Genomic DNA, 22,493 nt, shown 5'->3' on the forward strand with positions numbered 1-22,493 from the left:
AAATGGTTAATCCGCCTCGCCCAGCGCCTGCACCCGCGCACTCAACCAGCGCATGTCAGGATCGACGATCTCCATCTGATCCAGATGCGCGGCGGTCCGAAACAGATACTCTGGGTTAGGCCCGCGCCCGCCCGTGCTGCGGGCAATCATCTGGGCCTGTGTTTCCAGATCCAGCTGCACATATTGTTCATGATCCGGGTCAATCACATAGGCCACCGCGTCTTGCGGTCCCGTTTCAGTCTGCAAGGTCACGATCCGCTCGACATAGGCTGACGATACCAATTCGCGTTCGCGCAGCATCTGCAAAACTTCATCCGCATCGCTGTCATCAGCGCACAGCGCCATCCCCGTGCATTGTCCGCCCGGCACCGCATCCAGCGCCAGAACCAGCCCCGGCAGTTCCGGCGTGCCGCGATGGTGGATCGACAACATGCAAAAGCTGCGGTGGTAGTCATGCAACACCGCACGCCGCGCCGCGACCGGCGTGAAACCGGGGTTCCACAGCAACGATCCATACCCGAAAACCCACAAGCTCATGTGACTGGTCCTTTTCCCTGTGCCCCTATAAACGCGAGGCCAACTGAATACGAGGGGTCTGTCATGAAGCTGCTGTTGGTCATCGTTCTGACGCTCTCTGCGATTTACGCGGGCGTCTGGTTTGTCGCCGCGCGCGGCCTTGATCGCGGACTGCAGGCCGGGCTGAACGCGGCAACATCGCAAGGTTGGCAGGTTGAGACGGAAACCCTGAAAACCGGCGGCTTCCCCTCTCGCTTTGACGTCACCGCCCGCGATTTGACCGTCACATCACCCGGCGGCGGGCTGATCTGGCAGGCCCCTTGGGTGCAAACCGCCGCCCTGTCCTACCGCCCCAACAAAATCATCGCGACCCTCGCGCCGCAGCAAACCTTGCAGGTCGGACGTCAGACATTCGATGTCACCTCGGACAGCCTGCAGGCCAACGTCGATGTCGCCGCCAACACTGCCCTTAGCTTTGACAGCATGACGGCAGAGGGGCAAAATCTGGCGATCAAATCCGGCGACGGCTGGACACTGCAAACAGAGCGCACCTTACTGGCGCTGCGCAGCCTTGCGCCGCAGGCCAACACCTATGAAGCCTATCTAAACTTAACCGACGTCGCAGTCTTACCAGCCTTGCAGGTCTATCCGAACGGCCCGGCACAATTGGTGATGGATGCGACCCTTACCCTTGACCGCCCGCTTGACCGGCAAGCCTTCCTGCCGACGCGTCCCCTTATCACCACAGCCATGCTTAATAGCATTGAGGCAACTTGGGGCGACATCCGCTTGACCGGCAGCGGATCAGTTACCGTTGATGCCGCGGGGCTGCCTACGGGTCGCATCGACCTCAAAGCCCAGGGCTGGCTGACGGCAGTTGATTTATTGGCAAATCTTGGCGTGATCGCGCCAGCGTCTGTTCAAACGATCAAAGCCGTGGTCGGCATGCTCGCAAACGACGGTGCCGTCAGCCTGCCACTGACTTTCGCGAATGGCGCAATGGCGCTTGGGCCAGTCCCGCTGGGACCAGCCCCCGTTCTCCGCCTACCCTAGGCGGCGCGGCGTGCCTCGATCGCCAGCCAGATTTTTTCCGCGATGTTCGTGCCGTCAAACCGCTCAAGCTCTTGAATACCGGTCGGAGAGGTGACGTTGATCTCCGTCAGCCACTCGCCAATCACATCAATCCCGACAAAGATCTGCCCCTTCTCGCGCAGCAGCGGCCCGATCCGGGCGCAAATCTCGCGGTCGCGGTCCGTCAGCTCAACCTTTTCAGGCCGGCCGCCGACATGCATGTTCGACCGGGTCTCTCCCGCCGCAGGCACGCGATTGATCGCACCAACAGGCTCACCATCAACTAAAATGACCCGCTTATCGCCCTTGGATACGGCAGGCAGAAACTTCTGCATAATGAGCGGCTCGCGATTGATACCGGCAAACAGTTCATGCAGCGACGCCAGATTGCCATCGCCCTGCACCAGCTTGAAAACACCAGCCCCGCCGTTACCGTACAGCGGCTTAAGGATGACATCCCCATGCTCCGCCCGGAAGCTGCGCAACGTGTCCAGATCACGTGCAACCATGGTCGGCGGCGTCAGATCTTGAAACTGAAGAACCAGCAGCTTTTCGGGGTAATTGCGCACCCAGAAGGGATCATTCACGACCATCGTCGTGTCACGAATCATGTCCAGCAAATGCGTCGTGGTAATGTAGCCCATATCAAAAGGCGGATCCTGCCGCAGCCACACCACATCAAACGTCGACAAATCGACCTCGACCTCTTCGCCAAGCGAAAAGTGGTTACCCTTTTCGCGGCGCACCGTCAGCGGCCAGCCCCGCGCGGTGACGCGGCCCTGATTGAACGCCAGTTTGTCAGGCGTATAGTAAAATAGGCTGTGCCCGCGTGCCTGCGCCTCTTCAGCAATACGAAATGTGCTGTCCGCGTCGATATTAATTGGACCGATCGGGTCCATCTGAATCGCAACTTTTAATGTCATAGCCTGGCCCTTTGGATCGGATTTCCATCCGATATGGCGCCGCCCCACCCGTTGCGCAATGGCAGGTCACCATCCACCAAAGGCATTGGCGATCACCTGAACCTGTCCAGACTGGTCCACGGTTGCCACATCAAACCGCATCGGCGTCAACGCGCCACGCGGTTCAAGCCCGACAAACTCGGACGCTGCCATGCAAATTAGGTCCATTTGCCGCCGTGTCACCCGTTCCGCTGCCCGCCCATGTGTGCGGCTTTTTTTAACCTCGACGAACACAACAGAATCGCCATCGCGCACAATCAGGTCAATCTCGCCGCCCTTACCGCGCCAGCGTCGGGCGGCCTCTGCGCAACCGCGCTGTGCGTAATTACGCGCCACGATATCCTCGGCCGCCAGCCCCGCATGATAATTTGCCCGGCTACGGTGTTGCACAGCTTTTCCCGGTTTATTGGTCCCGTCTGCGCATATCATGGCCTGCATCTTCACTCATCCTTATGTTCCAGCCCAAGAGCTGTCTGATACACTTGCCGCCGTGGTAGCCCCAATGCGCCCGCGACTGCAGTCGCCGCATCCTTCACACGCATCGACTTCATCGCATCGCGCAGTGCTGTTTCCACATCCACGGCTTCAATCGTTTCAGCGCCAGCGCGCCCGATCAGGACAACAATTTCACCCTTCACGGCGCGACCTTCAAAATCGCGGGCAAGCGACCCCAAGGTTCCGCGCGACACCTCTTCGAACTTTTTCGTCAGCTCCCGGCACACCACCGCTGACCGACCTTCCCCTAAAATCTCGCACGCACTCGCTAACATTCCATGAACGCGTTTTGGCGATTCATAAAACACCAGAGTGAATGGTAGATCGCGCAGATCGGCCAGTTGGGTCGCGCGCTGCGCCTGCGCCGCTGACAAAAAGCCGACAAAGGCAAAGCGGTCCGTCGGCAATCCTGCGACGGCCAGCGCCGTCAACACGGCCGAGGCACCGGGCGCGGCCGTCACCGGTAATCCGGCGGCCTGCACTGCCAGAGCCAGTTCATACCCTGGGTCCGCGATCAAAGGTGTGCCCGCCTCGGAGACGCAAGCCACAGACTTACCCTCTGCGATCGCGGCAACGAACCGATTGATCTGCCCTTCGCCGCTATGATCGTGGAACGCGATAACGGGGCGTTTACCCAGCGGAACACCGTGGATTTCCAGCAGCTTACGCGCTGTGCGCGTATCTTCGGCGGCGATCACATCGCAACTGGCCAAGATATCCAGCGCGCGCAGCGTGATGTCCCGCGCCGACCCGATCGGCGTTGCCACCAGATACAATCCCGCAACCAATGGTCTGATCTCGTGATTCATGCCTAGACCCCTGTGCCTGCTGCTTTATGATACCCGAGCCTTGAACCATGGGGCGGAACAGGCGTGAGGACAACGCCCGTCGCACCTTGAGGCCCGGAAAACAAGAGGATGCCGCCGATGACTGCCCTGCTGCCCCACGCGACGACACCGAATCTGCGGCGATGGGCCGCCCGCGCCACTGCGCTGTTTGCCATGTTGTGGATGGCGGCCTGTGTCGCCGTCCCCATGAACAACGCAACTGATACAGGCGTTGCTATCGATCCCAACGCGCCTGTTCAGGTTGCCTTACTGGTCCCCGGTGGATCGGGCGATTCGAACGATGCCACACTCGCGCGCAACCTTGAAAACGCCGCCCGCATGGCGATTGCCGACCTGAATGGCGTGCAGATTGACCTGCGCGTCTACAACAGCGGTGCCGACCCAGCGAAGGCCGCCAGCGTAGCCACGCAAGCCGTGGACGAAGGTGCCAAGATCATCATCGGCCCGCTGTACGGCGAAACCGTGAACCCCGTCGGCAATGCCGTCGCCGCGCGCAACGTCAACGTGCTGGCACTGTCGAACAACCCCACCGTGGCTGGCGGTAACGTCTTTATCCTTGGCGCGACCTTCAACAATACCGCGAACCGCCTTGTCAGCTATGCCCGCCAGACCGGAGTAGAGCGTTTCGGCATCGTGCACGCGAACGATCTTGGCGGTCAGCTTGGCCGCGACGCGATTGTGTCTGCCGTGCAGGCCAATGGCGCACAGGTTGCCGGTGTCGGCAGCTATCCCCTGTCCCAGCAAGGTATCGTGTCTGCCACGCCGCAGATTGCCGAGACGCTGAAAGCCGCAGGCGCGCAGGCCGTGTTCCTGACCGCAGGTGCCAACGCTGACCTGCCCCTGATCGCGACCTCGTTGCCAGAGGCAGGGATCAACCCCGGCCTGACCCGCTACATTGGCCTGACCAACTGGGCCGCCGCACCGCAAGCGCTAGCGCTTCCCGGTGTTCAGGGCGGTTTGTTCGCCGTGCCAGACCGCGGCATGGTCGCGAACTTCGAAGCGCGCTACCGCGCCGCTTATGGCAGCGATCCGCACCCGCTCGCGGGCCTTGCCTATGACGGCATCGCCGCCGTTGGCGCGCTGGTCGCCACCGGCAACCGCAATGCGCTGACCAAATCTGCGCTGACCACGCAGCAAGGCTTTCAAGGCACCAACGGTATCTTCCGCCTGTTGCCCAATGGCCTGAACGAGCGCGGCCTTGCTGTCGCCACCGTGCGCGGCAATCAGATGGTCATTCTGCAGAACGCGCCGCGCAGCTTTGGCCGGACTGGCAGCTAAGTTGAACACGCCCCAAATCGACGCAGCGCCGCAGGATCTGATCCTTCCGGCGCTGCAAATCTTTGACGCCCCCGCGATGCAGATCGCATTGGATGCGGCCAACCTGATTGCGCCGGACGACAAGGCGCTGCGCGCCGCTGCCGTGGGCCTGCTGAAAAATGCGCAGGCCGCTGGCCGCGCCGCGATCAAGACCGCGTTCGAGGCGCAGCCCTTTCGCGCCGGTCCTACGACCCGCGCCTATAGCTGGCTGACCGACCAGATCCTGACCACTGTACTGGACGTCGCCCGCAATCGGCTGCACCCCCTATCCAACCCCACAGACGGCGAACGTTTGTCCGTCATCGCTGTCGGCGGTTATGGCCGCGGCGAAATGGCCCCCCATTCCGACGTCGACCTGCTGTTCCTGACCCCTTATAAAATGACCCCCTGGGCCGAAAGCGTGATCGAATCCACGCTCTACATGCTTTGGGATCTTAAGATGAAAGTCGGCCACGCCAGCCGCACCATCAAGGATTGCCTGCGCCTAGCCGAAGAAGATTACACCATCCGCACGTCATTGGTGGAATACCGCTATCTGACCGGCGACGCCGCCTTGGCCGAACAGCTAGGCAAGCGCCTGTGGACAGAGCTTTTCAAATCCACCGCACCCGATTTTATCGATGCCAAGCTAGAGGAACGCGCCCAGCGCCACCGCAAGCAAGGCGGCCAACGCTACATGGTCGAGCCTAACGTGAAAGAGGGCAAAGGCGGTCTGCGCGATCTGCAATCGCTGTATTGGATCGGCAAATATATCCACGGTGTGCGCGACGCATCGGAACTGGTGCGCCACAAGGTTTTCACCCAAGAGGAATACGAGGCGTTCCGCGCTGCGCATGAATTCCTGTGGGCCGTGCGCTGCCACCTGCACCTGATCGCAAACCGTGCGCAGGATCAGCTGACCTTTGACATGCAGGTCGCCGTGGCTGACGCCATGGGCTACGCCGACGGCGGCGGGCGGCGCGGCGTTGAACATTTTATGCAGGCCTATTTCCGCCATGCCACAATGGTTGGCGATCTGACGCGGATCTTCCTCGTCGCCCAAGAACGCCGCCATGCCAAGGCCGCGCCGATGCTGGAACGGCTGCTAAAACGCAAACCCAAGACCAAGCCGCCCTACGACATCAAGCAGAACCGCCTCACCGTCTCTGGCCCGAAAACCTTTCTGGCAGACCCGATGAACCTGCTGCGCATTTTCGAGGAATCGATGCGCACCGGCACCCTGATGCATCCCGACGCCATGCGCCTGATCAAGGGCAATCTGCACCTGATTGATGACGCGATGCGCAATGATCCGGACGCGAACAAACTGTTCCTGGGCCTGCTGCTGAAACACGGCAACCCCGAACGATCCCTGCGGCGCATGAACGAACTCGGCGTGCTGGCCGCGTTCCTGCCCGACTTTGCCCCGATCGTGGCGATGATGCAGTTCAACATGTATCACCACTACACCGTCGACGAACACACGATCCAATGCATCAGCCACCTCTCCCAGATCGAACGAGGAGAGCTGATCGAAAGCCTCCCCCTCGCCTCTGGCATTCTGAAGGCTGGGGTGAACCGCAAGGTCCTTTACGTCGCCATGCTTCTGCATGACATCGGCAAGGGCCGGCCAGAGGATCACTCTATCCTTGGCGCGCAAATCGCCCGCCGCCTCTGCCCCCGCCTAGGCCTGTCGAAAAAGGAATGCGAAACAGTCGAATGGCTGATCCGCTATCACCTGCTCATGTCCGACACCGCGCAAAAGCGCGACATATCCGAACCGCGCACCATCCGCGGCTTTGCCAAGGCTGTGAAATCCGTTGAACGGCTGGATCTGCTGACCGTGCTAACCGTCTGCGACATTCGCGGCGTTGGGCCCGGCACGTGGAACAACTGGAAAGCCGTCCTGCTGCGCAACCTGCACGCCGCGACCCGCTCTGCCCTTGATAACGGGCTAGAGGACGTGAACCGCGAGACCCGCGAAACCGTCGCCAAGCGCAGTCTGCGCGATACGCTGGACGGGTGGGAACCTGCGGATATCAAAAAGGAAATGGGCCGCCACTATGGGCCCTACTGGCAGGGTCTGCCCCCCGCGACCCACGTCATCTTTGCCGGACTTCTGCGCGACATTCCCGACGACGAAATTCGGATCGACCTGATGCCCGACCCCGACCGCGATGCCACCCGCGCCTGCTTTGCCATGGTCGATCACCCGGGTCTGTTTTCCCGCATGACCGGCGCACTGGCGCTTGTTGGCGCGAACATCGTCGATGCGCGCAGCTACACCTCTAAGGATGGCTACGCGACCGCCGTCTTCTGGATCCAAGACGCCGACGGGCACCCATTCGAGGAAACCCGCCTGCCCCGCCTGCGCAATATGATCCACAAGACGCTGCTTGGCGAAGTTGTGCCGCGCGACGCCCTTGCCGACCGCGATAAATTGCCCAAGCGCATGCGCGCCTTCCGTGTGCCAACCAACATCACCTTCGATAACGAAGGCTCCGAGATTTATACCATCATCGAGGTCGACACCCGCGACCGCGCTGGTCTGCTGTTCGACCTGACCCGCACGCTAGCGAACGCCCATGTTTATATCGCCTCTGCCGTCATCGCGACCTACGGCGAACAGGCTGTCGATACCTTCTACGTCAAGGACCTGACGGGCCTGAAATTCCACAGCGAAAGCAAACGCCACAGCCTTGAAAAGCGCCTGCGCGAGGCCATTGACCGCGGCGCGGAACGGGCGCACACGTGACGCCGCAATCTTAGGGGCCACGCCATGAAACCGATCCGCCTGATGTCCGGCTTTTTCACTGTCGGCATCTGGACCCTGCTAAGCCGCGTCATGGGCTTCGCGCGCGACATCATGATCGCGGGCTACCTTGGCACCGGCCCCGTGGCCGAGGCGTTTCTGGTCGCCTTCTCCCTGCCCAACCTTTTCCGCCGCTTCTTCGCCGAAGGCGCGTTCAACATGGCCTTCATCCCCATGTTTTCAAAAAAGGTCGAAGGCGGCGATGGCGCCGAGGAATTCGCCCAAGACGCCTTTGTCGGCATGGCCGTTATCCTGACGTTCTTCACCATCCTCGGCATCGTCTTCATGCCCCTGCTGGTTACGGCCATGGCATCCGGTTTTCGCGGCGACGAACGCTTTGATCTGGCTGTGGAATATGGCCGCTACGCCTTTCCCTATATCCTATTCATCTCACTCGCCGCGCTGCTGTCTGGCGTGCTGAACGCCACGGGCCGCTTCATGGCCGCCGCCGCCGCCCCGGTTCTGCTGAACGTCGTCTTCATCCTTGCGATCATCGTCGCTGCCGCGCTTGGCCGCCCGCTCAGCGACACTTTGGGCGTCAGCCTTGATCAAGCGCTCGGCCTGCGCGTCGGCGATTCCCTTGCCCTGTCCGTCCCTTTCGCAGGTTTTGTGCAGATGGCAGTTGTCTGGTGGGCCGCCGCCCGCGCGGGTTATCCGCTGCGCCTGAAACGCCCGCGCATGACGCCAGAACTCAAGCGCCTCGCCTATATCGCCGCCCCGGCCGCGTTGGCGGGCGGCGTGGTGCAAATCAACCTGTTGGTGGGCCGCCAAGTCGCCAGCTTCTTTGAAGGTGCCGTCGCGTGGCTGAACTACGCGGACCGCCTTTACCAGCTGCCCCTTGGCGTCGTCGGCATCGCGATCGGCGTGGTGCTGCTGCCCGACCTGTCCCGCCGTCTGCGCGGCGGCGACACGGCGGGCGGGCGCGATGCGTTCAACCGCGCGTCTGAACTTAGCCTCGCCCTGACAGTCCCTGCCGCCGTCGCGCTGGTCGTCATCCCGATGCCGCTGACCTCGGTGCTCTTTCAGCGCGGGGCCTTCACCGCCGACGATACGGCCGCCACCGCCCTGACCGTGGCAGTTTACGGCCTCGGCCTGCCGGCCTTTGTGCTGCAAAAGACGCTGCAACCACTGTTCTTCGCCCGCGAAGACACACGTAGCCCATTTAAATACGCTGTCGCCGCGATGATTCTGAACCTCGTGCTCGCCGTTGGATTGTCGCCCTTCATCGGCTTCATCGCCGCCGCCCTTGGCACCACCATGACCGGCTGGGCCATGGTCGTCATGCTCTGGCGCGGCTCTCGTGATATGGGCGAAGCGGCAAATCTGGACGCCCGGTTCAAGACCCGCATCTGGCGCATCATCATCGCATCTGGCGGCATGGGTGTTGCCTTGTGGATCACCCAAGTCATCCTTGGCCCCTATTTCGGCACGCCGGGTCTGCGCTACATCGCGCTGACCGCCCTCGTGACCACTGGCATCATCAGCTACTTCGCGATCGGCCAAGCCGTCGGTGCCTTCAAACTCCACGAATTCCGCCGCGCGCTGCGCCGCTGATCCCATTCACCTTGCCCAATAAACTCCCGCCGGAGGCACCCGGGCTTACCGCTGGCGCAACCGGTGCAGCAAGGCAGTCCACCCACCCGGAGCCAGCACCACTGACGCCGCAAAGCCAGCCACGAAGCCCGCCAATTCAGCGATCCACATCGGACTGGACCCGAAGATCAGACCAAAGACCAGCTGCAGTCCCAACAGAAACCCGATCAGCCGAAAGGCCGCGATCTGGTTTTGCCCGGCCTGCCCAAGACGCAGCCACAGGATATAGGTGAAGGCACCGATCAGCCCGTAGACCGCAGGCCAGACGCCAAACAGCGGCACGGCGCCCTTGACGAAAACACCGTAAACCAGTGCGCCCACCAGCGTGCCAATCACAAAAACCGCCAAAGTGGCCGCGCCGGAAAACACATCCCCCACGAACTTGCCCAGCGCCAGCAGCAACGCGACACCAAACAGCGCGTCCGTAAAGCTGCCATGCACAAAGGCATAGGTCATAAACCGCTTCAGTAGCTCTGGGCTGGTATCGCCGCGCGTCCACACATAGTCCCACACCGCAGGCGAAAATGCGTAGTCGTTCAGCGCCGACAGCCGCCAGCCGATCGCGCCGGGACCGCCCACCAGCCCTGTCGCGCCTGCGCTTAGCGTCAGCTCGATCGCGGCGACGATGGCCACCAGCACAATGATGACCGGCGGAATGGTGTTGAATGGGCTCTCAAAGGGGGCAGGATCGTCGCTCATGAAATCTATGACCTTGGCAGAGGCGGACGGCAGCCATGTCCACCTGTTGTTGAAGTTCGAGTGCGGCTCTGGCATGGGTATGACACCCTGCCCCCTGTGACCACCCCGGATGATCCCATGACCAAAGCGACCTTCACCCCCCGCGTCTTTTCCGGCATCAAGCCTTCTGGCGGCCTGACGCTTGGCAACTATCTAGGCGCAATCAAGCGCTTCGTCGGCATGCAAGGCGAGATGGAGACGATGTATTGCGTCGTCGATCTGCACGCGATCACGGTCTGGCAGGACCCCGCAGAGCTAAGCCACGCGACCCGCGAAGTCGCCGCAGGCTACCTTGCCGCTGGCCTAGATCCCGCGCAATCGATCCTGTTCAACCAGTCGCGTGTCAGCCAGCACGCTGAACTTGGCTGGATCTTTAACTGCGTTGCGCGCGTCGGCTGGATGAACCGCATGACCCAGTTCAAGGACAAGGCTGGATCGGGCGCTGAAAAAGTATCGCTTGGCCTTTACGCCTACCCGTCCCTGATGGCCGCCGACATTCTGTTGTATCACGCGACGCATGTGCCCGTGGGCGAGGATCAGAAACAACACGTAGAGCTGACACGCGACATCGCGAACAAGTTCAACCACGACTTCAAGGTCGATTTCTTCCCTGAAACGATCCCCGTCATCGACGGCCCCGCCACCCGTGTGATGAACCTGCGTGACGGCACGAAAAAGATGTCCAAATCCGGCGAGTCGGACATGGAGCGCATCAACATGCGCGACAACGCGGACACGATCGCCAAGAAGTTCAAGAAGGCCAAGACCGACCCGGAGCCACTGCCAGACACCCTCGATGGTCTGAAAGACCGCCCCGAGGCGCGCAATCTGGTCGATATCTACGCCGCCCTGTCCGACACAACGTCAGAGGCTGTGATCGGCGAATATGCCGGCGCTGGCTGGGGCCGCTTCAAGCCTGCGCTGGCTGACTTGGCCGTCGATAAGCTTGCCCCGATCTCGGACGAGATGACGCGCTTGATGGACGATCCTGCCGAGATCGACCGCATCCTTGCAAACGGGGCCGAACGCGCCCGCGCCATTGCCGCGCCGATCCTTGCCCGGACCTACGATATCGTCGGCCTGCTGCGCTAACGCGCGGCACGGTCGCTTTTTCGGCTCGCGGGTGAAAAGCGAAGCTGCCGGACGGCAGCTGCCTCCGGCGGAGGTATTTTCGACCAGAAGAAGGGCGGACCTGCGCTATTGTGCAGAGCTTCGGTTTGGAAATGCCGCCTATTGTGCAGTAGCGTAGCGATTATGTTCGTGGTGAAGGAGATTTCACCATGACAAACCTAGCCCCCGCCGCCACGCGTATCGGCCATGTTCACCTCAAGGTCGCTGACCTAGAGCGCGCCATTGCGTTTTACCGCGATGTCCTCGGTTTTGCAGTCACGATGCGTTATGGTAAACAGGCAGCGTTTTTGTCCGCTGGTGGGTATCATCACCATATCGGCCTGAATACCTGGGAAAGCGCCGGGGCAACCCCGCCGCCGCCGGGGCACACAGGGCTGTATCATATCGCTTTTCTGTATCCCGACAGGGCCACATTAGCCGCCGTTCTGCACCGCGTGTTGGCGGCAGGATTAACGCTAGACGGCGCGGCAGACCATGCGGTGTCCGAGGCGATCTATCTGCGCGACCCGGATCAAAATGGTGTAGAGCTTTACGTCGACCGTGAAGAGGCCGACTGGCCCCGCGATGCGGATGGCAATCTGCAGATGAACAACACGCCTTTCGACCTGCAAGCGCTGCTGAACGCTTATCCTGTGCAGGCCCTGTCACAAAACTGATTCCACCCCCGGGTCAAACTACCCCCGCAGTTCCCCGGCTGCATTTCGACTGGGCCGCACCCTGTCCCAAAAGCGGCCTGTGGCGGCGTGTTCACAGCGTGAATGCGCCGCCTTTACCCCCCGCGCCCTGTTGCATACTGTGCCGTCAACGTTTCCCGAAAGGCGCAGTCATGGCAACCGGCACCCAGATCACCACCTATTTCGAAGGCCGTTGGCACGACGGCGACTTGGCCGTCATGCGCGCAGCGGACCATGGGTCCTGGCTGGGCACCACCGTGTTTGACGGCGCACGCTATGCCCATGGCGTTGTCCCCGATCTGGCCGCCCATTGCGCCCGCGTAAACCGCTCCGCCCAAGCGCTGATGATTACGCCGACCGTGGCCGCCGATGACATGGTGCAAATCGTCCGCGAGGGGCTTGCCCGCTACACCCCGGGCACCGCCGTCTATATCCGCCCGATGTATTGGGCACTTGATGGCGGCGATCTGGGCATCGTGCCGCGCGAAAACTCTACGGGCTTCGCCATCAGCCTAGAGGCGATCCCGATGGCCCCCGCTGGTGCCAGCACCACCTTGACCACCACCCGTTTCCGCCGCCCCGTGATGGAGGACAACGTCGTCAACGCCAAGGCCGGCTGCCTTTACCCCAATAATGCCCGCATGCTCGCAGAGGCGCGGTCCAAGGGCTTTGGCAACGCGCTTGTCGCCGACGCCATGGGCAATGTCGCCGAAACCGCCAGCGCCAATGTGTTTATGGTGCGCGGCGGGGTTGTCTTTACGCCCATCCCCAACGGCACGTTTCTGGCCGGAATCACCCGTGCGCGGCACATCAAAAACCTGCGCGCTGACGGCATTGATGTGCGCGAAACCGTGCTGACCTTTGACGACTTCCGCAGCGCCGACGAGGTCTTTCTGTCCGGCAACATGATGAAGGTCACCCCCGTCAGCGCCTTTGACGACGTGCGTTACAACAGCGGCCCGGTCACAGACCGCGTGCGGCAGATGTATTGGGACTGGGCCGCGTCCGAAACACTGTAACCGTTGCCAGCGCGCCGATGATCCGGCACGATGCGCGCAAACAAGGGGGACACCATGCGCAAGTTTCTGGTCGTGCTGGATGACAGCCGCGAATGTCTGAACGCTATGCGATATGCCGCGATGCGCGCGTCCAAGACGGGCGCGGGCGTCACCGTTTTGTCGGTTATCCCGCCAGACGAATTTAATCACTGGATCGGCGTCGGGGAAATCTTTCGCGAAGAAGCCCGCGAGCGGATCGAGGTCCACTTTGAAGTTTTCGCCAAATGGATGCGGGATCGCCAAAACGTGAACCCCGAACTCGTGATCCGCGAAGGCGAGGTAATGCCCGAAATCCTGGCCCAGATCACCGAAGACCCCGCCATTGGCGTCCTTGTCCTTGGGGCGAGCACCGACAACAAAGGTCCTGGCCCGCTGATTAACGCGCTATCGCGGCAGGCGGGCACCTTGCCGATCCCGATCACCATCGTGCCGGGCGATCTCTCCAAGGAAAAGCTGGAATCCATTACCTGAGATAGGTTAGAATGGTTCCAAACCTTGACGAAAGCGCCACAAAGGCGCATATCTGATACCTGACAAAAAAGGACGGTTTTCATGTTCATCCAGACCGAATCAACGCCAAACCCCGCTACGCTTAAGTTCCTGCCGGGTCAGACCGTGCTGGATATGGGCACTGCCGACTTCCCGACCCCCGATGCCGCAGGCTCTAGCCCGCTGGCGCAGCGCCTTTTCGCCGTGGACGGCGTCGACGGTGTATTCTTTGGCATGGACTTTGTGACCATCACCAAAGCCGAAGCTGTGGATTGGGACCATATCAAGCCTGCCCTGCTGGGTGCGATCATGGAACACTATCAGTCCGGCCAGCCCGTCATGGGCGCGGACCATACCCCCGTGTCCGGCCATGCCGCGCATGACGGCGAAGATGGCGCGATCGTTGAGCAGATCAAAGAATTGCTCGATACCCGCGTACGTCCCGCAGTGGCACAAGACGGCGGCGACATCACGTTCCACGGCTTTGAACGCGGCGTCGTTTACCTGCATATGCAGGGTGCCTGCGCCGGTTGCCCCTCGTCCACGCTGACGCTGAAAATGGGTATCGAAAACTTGCTGCGTCACTACATTCCAGAAGTGACCGAAGTCCGCCCCGTCGCGGCCTAAGCCGTGACAGGTCAGCCTTAATGCGAACAGGCCCGGTGCATCGCGCCGGGCCTTTGCATGTTCCTCCCAAGCCCATCCTCTCGTTTCCCGACCAAAGCAGGACCCGCGCATGAGCGACGATCCCACCGTCATCGCCTTTGACACCTCTGGCCCGCGCTGCGCGGGGGCTTTGCTGATTGGCGACCGCATCATCACCCGCACCGACGATATGGCGCGCGGTCAGGCGGAACATCTGATGCCCATGCTGGAAGAGATGTTGGCGAAAGAGGGCCTTGTCTGGGCCGATATCGACGTCATCGGCGTTGGCACCGGGCCAGGCAATTTCACCGGCATCCGCATGTCCGTGGCCGCCGCCCGCGGCCTTGCGCTTGGACTGAACAAGCCTGCCGTCGGCGTCGGCGTGCTAGAGGCGCAGGCCTTCGGCACATCTGGCCCGATCCTATCCACGGCTGCCGCGCCGCGCGACATGGTTTATGCCCAACGCTTCACCGACGGCTGGCCCGAATCAGAGCCGATTTTCACCGATCTGACCGGGGCGCTCGCCGTCGCTGGCCCTGATGATGTGACTGTCCTTGGCGATATGGCCCCGATTCTTTTGGCCGCCCACGGCCTGCCGACCGGCCCGCAAGCCGTCAGTGTGATCGAGGGAATCGCCCTGCTTGCGGCCGATCCGATCTACCGCATGGATCACCCCGAACGCCCCGCGCCGCTTTATCTGCGCCCTGCAGATGCCGCGCCCGCGCGCGATGCGCCGCCCACCATCATCCCATGACACCGGACGATCTGGCCGCCACGCATGAACTGGCCTTTACCACTGACCGCCCTTGGTCCGCGGCTGAGTTCACAGCCCTGCTAGCGCATCGCGGAGCCGTCCTATGCGGGACGCCTGCATCCTTTGTCCTAGGCCGCGTTATCATGGACGAAGCTGAAATCCTGACCGTCGCCACAGCACCAGATCAACGCCGCAAAGGCCTTGCCTACAAGGCTGTCACGGGTTTCTGCGATCAAGCACAACAAGACGGCGCCGCCACCGTCTTTCTAGAAGTTGCCGCCGATAACGCCGCCGCCATCGCGCTTTATACCGCCCTTGGCTTTGCAAAAGTCGGCCAGCGCCGCGCCTACTATGACCGCGCAAACGGCCCTGCCGTCGATGCGCTTGTCCTGCGCCGGACGCTGATACCGCTAACAAGCGCCTGATATTTGACCTTATGGCAAAAGATGCAGCATGTTCCGCAAAGAAACGGTTGACCCCCGCCGCGCCACATTGCCTTATCTCTTAATGCAACACGGACGGGCTAAACCGTTCGGAAAATAACATCGTCCTCTGGGAGACTCTGCAATGACGCTTTTCACAAAATTCCTCGGCGCATCCGCCGCTCTGGCGCTGTCCGCCGGCGCTGCTATGGCTGACCCCGCAATCATCTTTGACCTTGGCGGCAAGTTCGACAAATCCTTCAACGAATCCGCCTTCAACGGCGCGACCCGTTGGGCAGAAGAGACCGGCGGCAAGTTCGCCGAAGTCGAACTGCAGTCCGACGCCCAGCGCGAGCAGGCTTTGCGCCGCTTTGCCGAATCCGGCTCGAACCCCATCGTCATGGCTGGCTTTTCCTTCATGACACCGCTGGGTGACATCGCTGCCGATTATCCCGACACCAAGTTCGTGATCATCGACGCCGTTGTCGACGCGCCGAACGTCAAATCCGTCGTCTTCAACGAAGAGCAGGGTTCCTACCTTGTCGGTATGCTGGCCGCTATGGCGTCCAAGACCGGCACCGTGTCCTTCGTCGGCGGCATGGACATCCCGCTGATCCGTAAATTCGCTTGCGGCTATGCCGAAGGCGCGAAGGCTGCGAACCCTGACGTGACCGTCATCGCCAACATGACCGGCACCACCCCCGCCGCATGGAACGACCCGGTCAAAGGCACCGAACTGACACTGGCGCAGAAGTCCCAAGGCTCTGACGTTGTGTTCCAGGCTGCTGGCGGCACCGGTGTTGGCGTCCTGCAAGCTGCTGCCGATAACGAGATGCTGGGCATCGGCGTTGACGCAAACCAGAACTACATGCACCCCGGTCAGGTCCTGACCTCGATGCTTAAGCGCGTTGACGTCGCTGTCTATGACGCCTTCACAGCTGGCACCGACGTAGAGCCCGGCGTTGCATCCCTCGGCGTTAGCGAAGACGGCGTCGGCTATGCGATGGACGAGAACAACGCATCCCTCGTCACCCCAGAAATGCTGGCCGCTGTCGAAGAAGCCAAGGCTGGCATCTCTGACGGGTCCATCATGGTTCACGACTACATGTCCGACGAATCCTGCCCGGCGCTGACGTTCTAAGCACCATTCAGGCCACACTATTCGGGGCCGCGCTGATCCATCGGCGCGGCCCTTATCCATCAGGGGACCCGGCATGACAGACATGATCCAGACCTTTTTCGACGCTTGGGGCACAGCAGACGCCGCCCAGCGCCGCGACTTGATTGCTGCCGCCATGGCCGATCAGTTTGTTTACGCCGATCCCCGCACCGGCGCGGATATCACGACGCTGGACGGCCTTGACGCCTACGTCGGCCAGTTCACCGCCAATGCACCCGGCTGGACGGCAAAGGTCGTGCAATCTGATGGCCACGGCGACCACCAGCGCACCATCGTCGCCTTTTGCGAAAACGGCGCAGCGCGCCAGCACGGCACCTATGTCGCGGGCTTGCAGGACGGCAAAATCGCCCGCCTTGTCGGCTTTGTCGGCGCAGAAGGGATCACAGCATGACCGCACCCGCCATCGAACTCAAAGGCATCTCCAAGGCCTTTGGCCCTGTGCAGGCCAACAAAGACATCAGCATCCGCGTCATGCCCGGCACGATTCACGGCATCATCGGTGAAAACGGCGCTGGCAAATCCACGCTGATGAGCATCCTTTACGGCTTTTACAAAGCCGACGCCGGAGAGATCTTTATCTCTGGTAAAAAAGTAGAGATTCGCGACAGCCAAGCCGCCATCGCGGCCGGCATCGGCATGGTCTTCCAGCACTTCAAACTGGTCGAGACCTTTACCGTCCTTGAAAACATCGTCCTTGGCGCCGAAGACAGCGGCCTGCTGCGCCCGTCCCTTGCCCGCGCGCGGCGCGAGCTTAAGGCGCTGGCCGATGAATACGAATTGAACGTCGAACCCGACGCGCTGGTGCAAGACATCGGCGTTGGCATGCAGCAGCGTGTGGAAATCCTGAAAGCACTGTATCGCAAGGCTGACATCCTGATCCTTGACGAACCCACCGGCGTGCTGACCCCGGCGGAAGCGGACCATTTGTTCCGAATCCTTGAAAACCTGCGCCGCGAAGGCAAAACCATCATTCTGATCACGCATAAACTGCGCGAAATCATGGAAACCACCGACACCGTCAGCGTCATGCGCCGCGGCCAGATGACCGCCACGGTCAAGACGTCCGAAACCAGCCCGCAAGAGCTGGCAGAGCTGATGGTCGGACGTAAAGTCCTGCTACAGGTCGACAAAACACCCAGCGTCCCGGGCGCGGTCATTCTGGATGTGCAAAACCTGAACGTCACCGACGACAAGGGCGTTCACCGCCTTAAGGGCATCAACCTTCAGGTGCGTGCGGGCGAAATCCTTGGCATCGCGGGCGTCGCGGGCAACGGTCAGTCCGAGCTTCTGGAAGTGCTGGGCGGCTATGAAAAAGGCACCGGCACCATTTTGATGAACGGCACGCCGATTGATCTGACCGGCACCAAATCCGACGGCCAAAGCCGCCGTGCGCGCGGCATTGCCCATGTGCCAGAAGACCGCCAGCGCGAAGGTCTGATCATGGATTACGCCGCGTGGGAAAACATCGCCTTCGGCTACCACCTTGACGACAAATTCCGCACCGGCCCCTTCATGAACCACGCCGCGATGCTGCAAGATACCGAAGAGAAGATGGCCCGTTTCGACGTGCGCCCGCCCGATCCCAAATTGGCGGCCAAGAATTTCTCTGGCGGCAACCAGCAGAAAATCGTCCTTGCGCGGGAAATCGAGCGTAATCCCGACCTGCTGCTGATCGGCCAGCCCACACGCGGCGTCGATATCGGCGCGATCGAATTCATCCACCAGCAAATCGTTGCCCTGCGCGATCAAGGCAAGGCGATCCTGCTGGTCAGTGTCGAGCTTGAAGAAATCTTGGCCCTGTCCGACCGCATCGCAGTCATGTTTGACGGCCACATCATGGGCGAACGCGACCCGGCAAAGACAGACGAAAAAGAACTCGGGATGCTGATGGCTGGCATGACCGGCGATCCCGCCGATGTCACCGTCGCCCAAATCGAAGAACGTCTGGCCTACGCCGGTACAGGCGAGAAGGTATAAATCATGGATGCGATGCCAAAATGGGCCGATGTGGTCCTGATCCCCGTTATCTCGCTGGTGCTGGCCGCGCTGCTGTCTGCCCTCGTGATCCTTGCCATCGGTGAAAACCCGTGGGAGGCGCTGAAGCTGATGGTCGATGGTGCCATCGGATCGACCTATGGCTGGGGCTATACCCTTTATTACGCGACGAATTTCATCTTTACCGGCCTCGCCGTCGCCATCGCCTTTCACGCCCGCATGTTTAACATCGGCGGCGAAGGTCAGGCCGTCCTCGGCGGTCTTGGCGTCGCCCTTGTCTGCCTTTATATCCCATGGCCGCATTGGTCGCTCGCCCTACTCGGCGGCACGCTGGGCGCGGCCCTGTTCGGTGCCGCTTGGGCCGTGATCCCCGCATATTTGCAAGCCAAGCGCGGTAGCCACATCGTCATCACGACGATTATGTTCAACTTCATCGCAGCCGCTTTGCTGAACTACCTGCTGGTCGGCGCGCTGAAACCTGCGGGCAGCATGGAGCCTTCGACGGGCAAGTTCCCCGAACCGACGCACCTGCCGTCGTTCCAAGATATGTTCTCAACCGCTGACACCGTGATGTTCCGCGGCGCGCCTGCCAACATCACCTTTTTCGTCGCCATCGCCGCCTGCATCGCGGTCTGGGCGCTGATCTGGCGCACGCGTCTGGGCTATGAAATCCGCGCCTTTGGCCATTCGGAATCGGCCGCCAAATACGCAGGCATCAGCCCGACCAAAATCATCATGATCTCTATGACCATCTCTGGCGCACTGGCTGGCATGATGGCGATAAACAACGTCATGGGCGAAGCTGAACGCCTTGTTCTGAACGCGGTAGAGGGCGCAGGCTTTATCGGGATCGCCGTCGCCCTGATGGGCCGCAGCCATCCCTTTGGCGTCTTCCTTGCCGCGATCCTGTTCGGGTTCCTGTACCAAGGCGGCGCGGAACTAGCGCTTTGGACAAGCATCCCGCGTGAACTTATCGTCGTGATTCAAGCCCTCGTGATCCTCTTCACAGGGGCCCTAGACAACATGGTCCGCATGCCGCTGGAAAGCTTCTTTCTGTCGCGGCGCCGTGCGGCCCAGCGTAAATCCAAACTGACCGCGGCGGAGTGACACCATGGACCTGATGACGCTTCTGCAACTGCTTGATTCCACCGTCCGTCTGGCCACGCCCCTGCTGCTGGCCTGTATCGCGGGCCTGTATTCCGAACGCGCTGGCATCTTTGACATCGGGCTAGAGGGCAAGATGCTTGCCGCCGCCTTCCTGTCCGCTGCCATCGCCTACACCACCGGCAACGTCTGGGTCGGCCTGCTGGCTGGCATCGGTGCGTCCTTGCTGCTGTCCGCGATCCACGGCGTCGCCTCGATCACCTTTCGCGGCAACCAGCTGATTTCTGGCGTCGCGATCAACTTTCTGGCCGCTGGCCTGACCGTCGTCATCGCGCAAAGCTGGTTCGGTCAAGGTGGCCGCACGCCCCAGCTTGCTGGCGCTGCACGGTTCAACCCAATCACCCTGCCCTTTGCCGACGCCCTGCGCGACGTGCCCATCCTTGGCCCGATCTATTACGAGCTGATTTCCGGCCACACCGCGCTGGTCTATATCGCCCTGCTGATCGTGCCCGTGACGTGGTGGGTGCTTTACGCGACCCGCTTTGGCCTGCGCCTGCGCGCCGTGGGCGAAAACCCCGCCGCTGTTGATACCGCTGGCGTGTCCGTCGTCGGCCTGCGCTTTGCCGCTGTTGCGATCTGCGGTGTGCTTTGCGGTCTGGCCGGTGCCTACCTTGCCACCGCCCTGCAGGCCGGCTTTACCAAAGACATGAGCGCGGGCCGTGGCTATATCGCCCTTGCTGCGCTGATCTTCGCCAAATGGAAGCCTTGGCCCGCCCTTGGCGCGACCATGCTGTTCGGCTTTCTGCAGGCGCTTGCCCTGCGTCCCGACCTAATCCAGCGCACGCTTGGCTTCAGCGTCCAGACCCAGCTGCTTGACGCCCTGCCCTACATTCTGACCGTCGTGATCCTTGCCGGCTTTGTCGGCAAAGCCATCCCCCCAAAGGCCGGAGGCGAGCCCTACGTCAAAGAACGCTAACCTGTCCGTTTGACACTGCCGCCGATCCGCAGTCTGGTGGGTTAAACCACTTCCAATCGGACGTTCGATGCAACTTTACCTGCCCATCGCAGAAGTTTCGGTTAACATTTTCCTAATTCTGGGATTGGGCGGGCTGGTTGGCGTCTTATCGGGTATGTTCGGCGTCGGCGGCGGCTTTTTGATCACGCCGCTGTTGTTCTTTGTCGGCATCCCGCCTGCCGTGGCGGTTGCCACCTCGACCAACCAGATCGTCGCCTCGTCCTTTTCTGCGCTGCTGGCGCACTTAAAACGGCGCACCGTCGATTTGCGCATGGGCACGGTCCTGCTAATCGGCGGCCTCGTGGGCTCTACCCTTGGGCTGTTGATCTTCAACTACCTACGCAGCCTTGGCCAAGTCGATCTGCTGGTCAGCCTGTTCTACGTCGTCTTCCTTGGCATCATCGGCGCGCTGATGCTGGTGGAAAGCCTGAACGCGATCCTGAAATCGCGCAAGCCCGGCGCACGCAAGACGCGCAAGCATCACTACTGGGTCCACAACCTGCCGCTTAAGGTCAAGTTTCGCGTCTCTGGCCTTTATATTTCGGTCATCCCGCCCCTGCTGGTCGGCGTTTTGGTCGGCATTTTGTCCGCAATTATGGGCGTCGGCGGCGGGTTCATCATGGTGCCTGCCATGATCTATCTGCTGGGCATGCCGACCAAAGTCGTGATCGGCACTTCGCTGTTCCAGATCATCTTTGTCACGGCCTACACCACGATGCTGCACGCCACGACGAACTATACCGTCGATATCATGCTGGCCTTGCTGCTGATCGTCGGCGGCGTCATCGGTGCCCAAGTCGGCACCCGCATCGGTGCCAAGCTAAAGGCCGAAAGCCTGCGCATCTTGCTCGCCCTCTTGGTGCTGCTGGTCTGCGGTAAACTTGGCCTTGATCTGCTGCTGCAACCGGCAGAGCTGTACTCTCTTAAAGCGGCAGGTGACCTATGATCCGCGCCATCCTCGCCCTGATCTTTTTCGCCACGCAGGCCCATAGCGAAACCATCGTGCTGGGCCTGAGCCAAGATTCCGTGTCCATTACCGCCACCTTTGACGGCTCTGACATCCTGATCTTCGGTGCTGTTAGCCGCACCGCGCCAGAGCCGCTCGACAAGGGTAAGCTGGGCGTCATCATCGCCGTGTCCGGCCCCGACCAGACCGTGTCGGTCTTTCGCAAACAGCGGCGCATGGGCATCTGGGTCAATACAGACGAGGTGATCGTCGACCGTGCCCCGTCCTTCTATGCCGTCGCCACCAGCGGCCCGATCGAGGACGTGCTGAGCGATACCGAAGACCTGCGTAACCGCGTCACCATCCCCCGCGCGATCCGGTCCGTCGGGGCCACCGTGGACGACAGCGACACGTTCAGCCAAGCGTTGATCCGTATCCGGGCCAAAGACGCGCTTTTTCAGATGAACGCAGGCGCGGTCGATCTGGAACAAGACACGCTATTCCGCACATCATTCAGTCTGCCCGCCAACCTGATTGAGGGCGACTATCTTGCCCGGATTTTTCTGACGCGCGGCGGCAAGGTGATCGACACCCACAGCACGGTCATTCCGGTACAAAAGGTCGGGCTGGAACGCTGGCTTTACAACCTTGCCCATGTGCAGCCGTTCTTTTACGGCCTGCTATCGCTGGTGATCGCGATCGCCGCAGGCTGGGCTGCCTCTGCTGGGGCTGCTGCGCTAAAAAGGTAA

The 22,493-nt window shown here is 61.3% G+C and carries 23 protein-coding genes; 18 read left to right on the forward strand and 5 right to left on the reverse strand.

Going from position 1 to position 22,493, the window contains the following annotated elements; all coding sequences use genetic code 11:
* Positions 1-6: 6 nt before the first annotated feature.
* Complete coding sequence (locus BM131_RS11165) at positions 7-537, reverse strand: gamma-glutamylcyclotransferase (protein WP_090189736.1); 531 nt, start codon at positions 535-537, stop codon at positions 7-9.
* Between the two features lie 63 nt (positions 538-600).
* On the opposite strand from BM131_RS11165, the gene BM131_RS11170 reads away from it, so the two are divergent.
* Positions 601-1,569 (forward strand): DUF2125 domain-containing protein, encoded by a 969-nt coding sequence (locus BM131_RS11170; RefSeq protein ID WP_175499293.1) that lies wholly within the window; start codon positions 601-603, stop codon positions 1,567-1,569.
* On the opposite strand, the gene gshB is transcribed toward BM131_RS11170, so the two are convergent.
* The 3 genes from gshB to rsmI form a co-directional block, all read right to left on the reverse strand.
* Positions 1,566-2,510, reverse strand: coding sequence for a glutathione synthase (gene gshB, locus BM131_RS11175; RefSeq protein WP_090189466.1), 945 nt, complete (start codon positions 2,508-2,510; stop codon positions 1,566-1,568). The genes BM131_RS11170 and gshB overlap by 4 nt on opposite strands.
* A 66-nt stretch (positions 2,511-2,576) precedes the next feature.
* Positions 2,577-2,978, reverse strand: a complete 402-nt coding sequence (locus BM131_RS11180; protein ID WP_090189738.1) for a YraN family protein — start codon at positions 2,976-2,978, stop codon at positions 2,577-2,579.
* Positions 2,979-2,989: 11 nt separating this feature from the next.
* The gene (rsmI, locus tag BM131_RS11185) at positions 2,990-3,853 is read right to left on the reverse strand and encodes a 16S rRNA (cytidine(1402)-2'-O)-methyltransferase (RefSeq protein ID WP_090189468.1); all 864 of its coding nucleotides are present in this window, start codon (positions 3,851-3,853) and stop codon (positions 2,990-2,992) included.
* A 117-nt stretch (positions 3,854-3,970) separates the two neighbouring features.
* On the opposite strand from rsmI, the gene BM131_RS11190 reads away from it, so the two are divergent.
* Genes BM131_RS11190 through murJ form a run of 3 tightly spaced genes read left to right on the forward strand, consistent with a single transcriptional unit; the run spans position 3,971 to position 9,554 of the window.
* Positions 3,971-5,170: a penicillin-binding protein activator gene (locus tag BM131_RS11190; RefSeq protein WP_090189470.1), complete on the forward strand. Its 1,200-nt coding sequence runs from the start codon at positions 3,971-3,973 to the stop codon at positions 5,168-5,170.
* Position 5,171: 1 nt separating this feature from the next.
* A complete protein-coding gene (locus BM131_RS11195; protein ID WP_245754218.1) occupies positions 5,172-7,943 on the forward strand; it encodes a [protein-PII] uridylyltransferase in 2,772 nt (923 codons plus the stop codon).
* Between the two features lie 24 nt (positions 7,944-7,967).
* Entirely contained in the window at positions 7,968-9,554 is a 1,587-nt protein-coding gene (gene murJ / locus BM131_RS11200; RefSeq protein ID WP_090189472.1) for a murein biosynthesis integral membrane protein MurJ, read from the forward strand.
* Positions 9,555-9,599: 45 nt separating this feature from the next.
* Here the strand turns inward: murJ and BM131_RS11205 are convergent, their stop codons facing one another.
* Positions 9,600-10,292, reverse strand: coding sequence for a rhomboid family intramembrane serine protease (locus tag BM131_RS11205; protein WP_090189474.1), 693 nt, complete (start codon positions 10,290-10,292; stop codon positions 9,600-9,602).
* 117 nt (positions 10,293-10,409) lie between these two features.
* Here BM131_RS11205 and trpS point away from each other — a divergent pair, with 117 nt between their 5' ends.
* The 14 genes from trpS (at position 10,410) to BM131_RS11275 (ending at position 22,493) form a co-directional block, all read left to right on the forward strand.
* Positions 10,410-11,423: a tryptophan--tRNA ligase gene (gene trpS / locus BM131_RS11210; protein ID WP_090189476.1), complete on the forward strand. Its 1,014-nt coding sequence runs from the start codon at positions 10,410-10,412 to the stop codon at positions 11,421-11,423.
* A gap of 188 nt (positions 11,424-11,611) precedes the next feature.
* Positions 11,612-12,118: a VOC family protein gene (locus tag BM131_RS11215; protein ID WP_090189478.1), complete on the forward strand. Its 507-nt coding sequence runs from the start codon at positions 11,612-11,614 to the stop codon at positions 12,116-12,118.
* A gap of 170 nt (positions 12,119-12,288) precedes the next feature.
* Positions 12,289-13,155, forward strand: coding sequence for a branched-chain amino acid aminotransferase (locus tag BM131_RS11220; RefSeq protein ID WP_090189480.1), 867 nt, complete (start codon positions 12,289-12,291; stop codon positions 13,153-13,155).
* Between the two features lie 54 nt (positions 13,156-13,209).
* Positions 13,210-13,665: a universal stress protein gene (locus tag BM131_RS11225; protein WP_090189482.1), complete on the forward strand. Its 456-nt coding sequence runs from the start codon at positions 13,210-13,212 to the stop codon at positions 13,663-13,665.
* Positions 13,666-13,746: 81 nt separating this feature from the next.
* The gene (locus BM131_RS11230) at positions 13,747-14,310 is read left to right on the forward strand and encodes a NifU family protein (protein ID WP_090189483.1); all 564 of its coding nucleotides are present in this window, start codon (positions 13,747-13,749) and stop codon (positions 14,308-14,310) included.
* Between the two features lie 109 nt (positions 14,311-14,419).
* Positions 14,420-15,082 (forward strand): tRNA (adenosine(37)-N6)-threonylcarbamoyltransferase complex dimerization subunit type 1 TsaB, encoded by a 663-nt coding sequence (tsaB, locus tag BM131_RS11235; protein ID WP_090189485.1) that lies wholly within the window; start codon positions 14,420-14,422, stop codon positions 15,080-15,082.
* Complete coding sequence (locus tag BM131_RS11240; RefSeq protein WP_090189487.1) at positions 15,079-15,507, forward strand: GNAT family N-acetyltransferase; 429 nt, start codon at positions 15,079-15,081, stop codon at positions 15,505-15,507. Before tsaB ends, BM131_RS11240 begins: the two co-directional genes overlap by 4 nt.
* A 142-nt stretch (positions 15,508-15,649) precedes the next feature.
* On the forward strand, positions 15,650-16,645 hold the full coding sequence (locus tag BM131_RS11245) for a BMP family lipoprotein (RefSeq protein ID WP_090189489.1): 996 nt from the start codon (positions 15,650-15,652) through the stop codon (positions 16,643-16,645).
* A gap of 73 nt (positions 16,646-16,718) precedes the next feature.
* Positions 16,719-17,075 (forward strand): nuclear transport factor 2 family protein, encoded by a 357-nt coding sequence (locus BM131_RS11250; RefSeq protein ID WP_090189491.1) that lies wholly within the window; start codon positions 16,719-16,721, stop codon positions 17,073-17,075.
* A complete protein-coding gene (locus tag BM131_RS11255) occupies positions 17,072-18,661 on the forward strand; it encodes an ABC transporter ATP-binding protein (RefSeq protein ID WP_090189493.1) in 1,590 nt (529 codons plus the stop codon). The genes BM131_RS11250 and BM131_RS11255 overlap by 4 nt, the downstream gene beginning before the upstream one ends.
* Before the next feature lie 3 nt (positions 18,662-18,664).
* The gene (locus tag BM131_RS11260; protein WP_090189495.1) at positions 18,665-19,786 is read left to right on the forward strand and encodes an ABC transporter permease; all 1,122 of its coding nucleotides are present in this window, start codon (positions 18,665-18,667) and stop codon (positions 19,784-19,786) included.
* Positions 19,787-19,790: 4 nt separating this feature from the next.
* On the forward strand, positions 19,791-20,759 hold the full coding sequence (locus BM131_RS11265; protein WP_090189497.1) for an ABC transporter permease: 969 nt from the start codon (positions 19,791-19,793) through the stop codon (positions 20,757-20,759).
* Between the two features lie 67 nt (positions 20,760-20,826).
* On the forward strand, positions 20,827-21,744 hold the full coding sequence (locus BM131_RS11270; RefSeq protein WP_090189499.1) for a sulfite exporter TauE/SafE family protein: 918 nt from the start codon (positions 20,827-20,829) through the stop codon (positions 21,742-21,744).
* Positions 21,741-22,493 (forward strand): TIGR02186 family protein, encoded by a 753-nt coding sequence (locus BM131_RS11275; RefSeq protein ID WP_090189501.1) that lies wholly within the window; start codon positions 21,741-21,743, stop codon positions 22,491-22,493. The genes BM131_RS11270 and BM131_RS11275 overlap by 4 nt, the downstream gene beginning before the upstream one ends.

This window comes from Loktanella salsilacus (assembly GCF_900114485.1).
GTDB lineage: Bacteria > Pseudomonadota > Alphaproteobacteria > Rhodobacterales > Rhodobacteraceae > Loktanella > Loktanella salsilacus.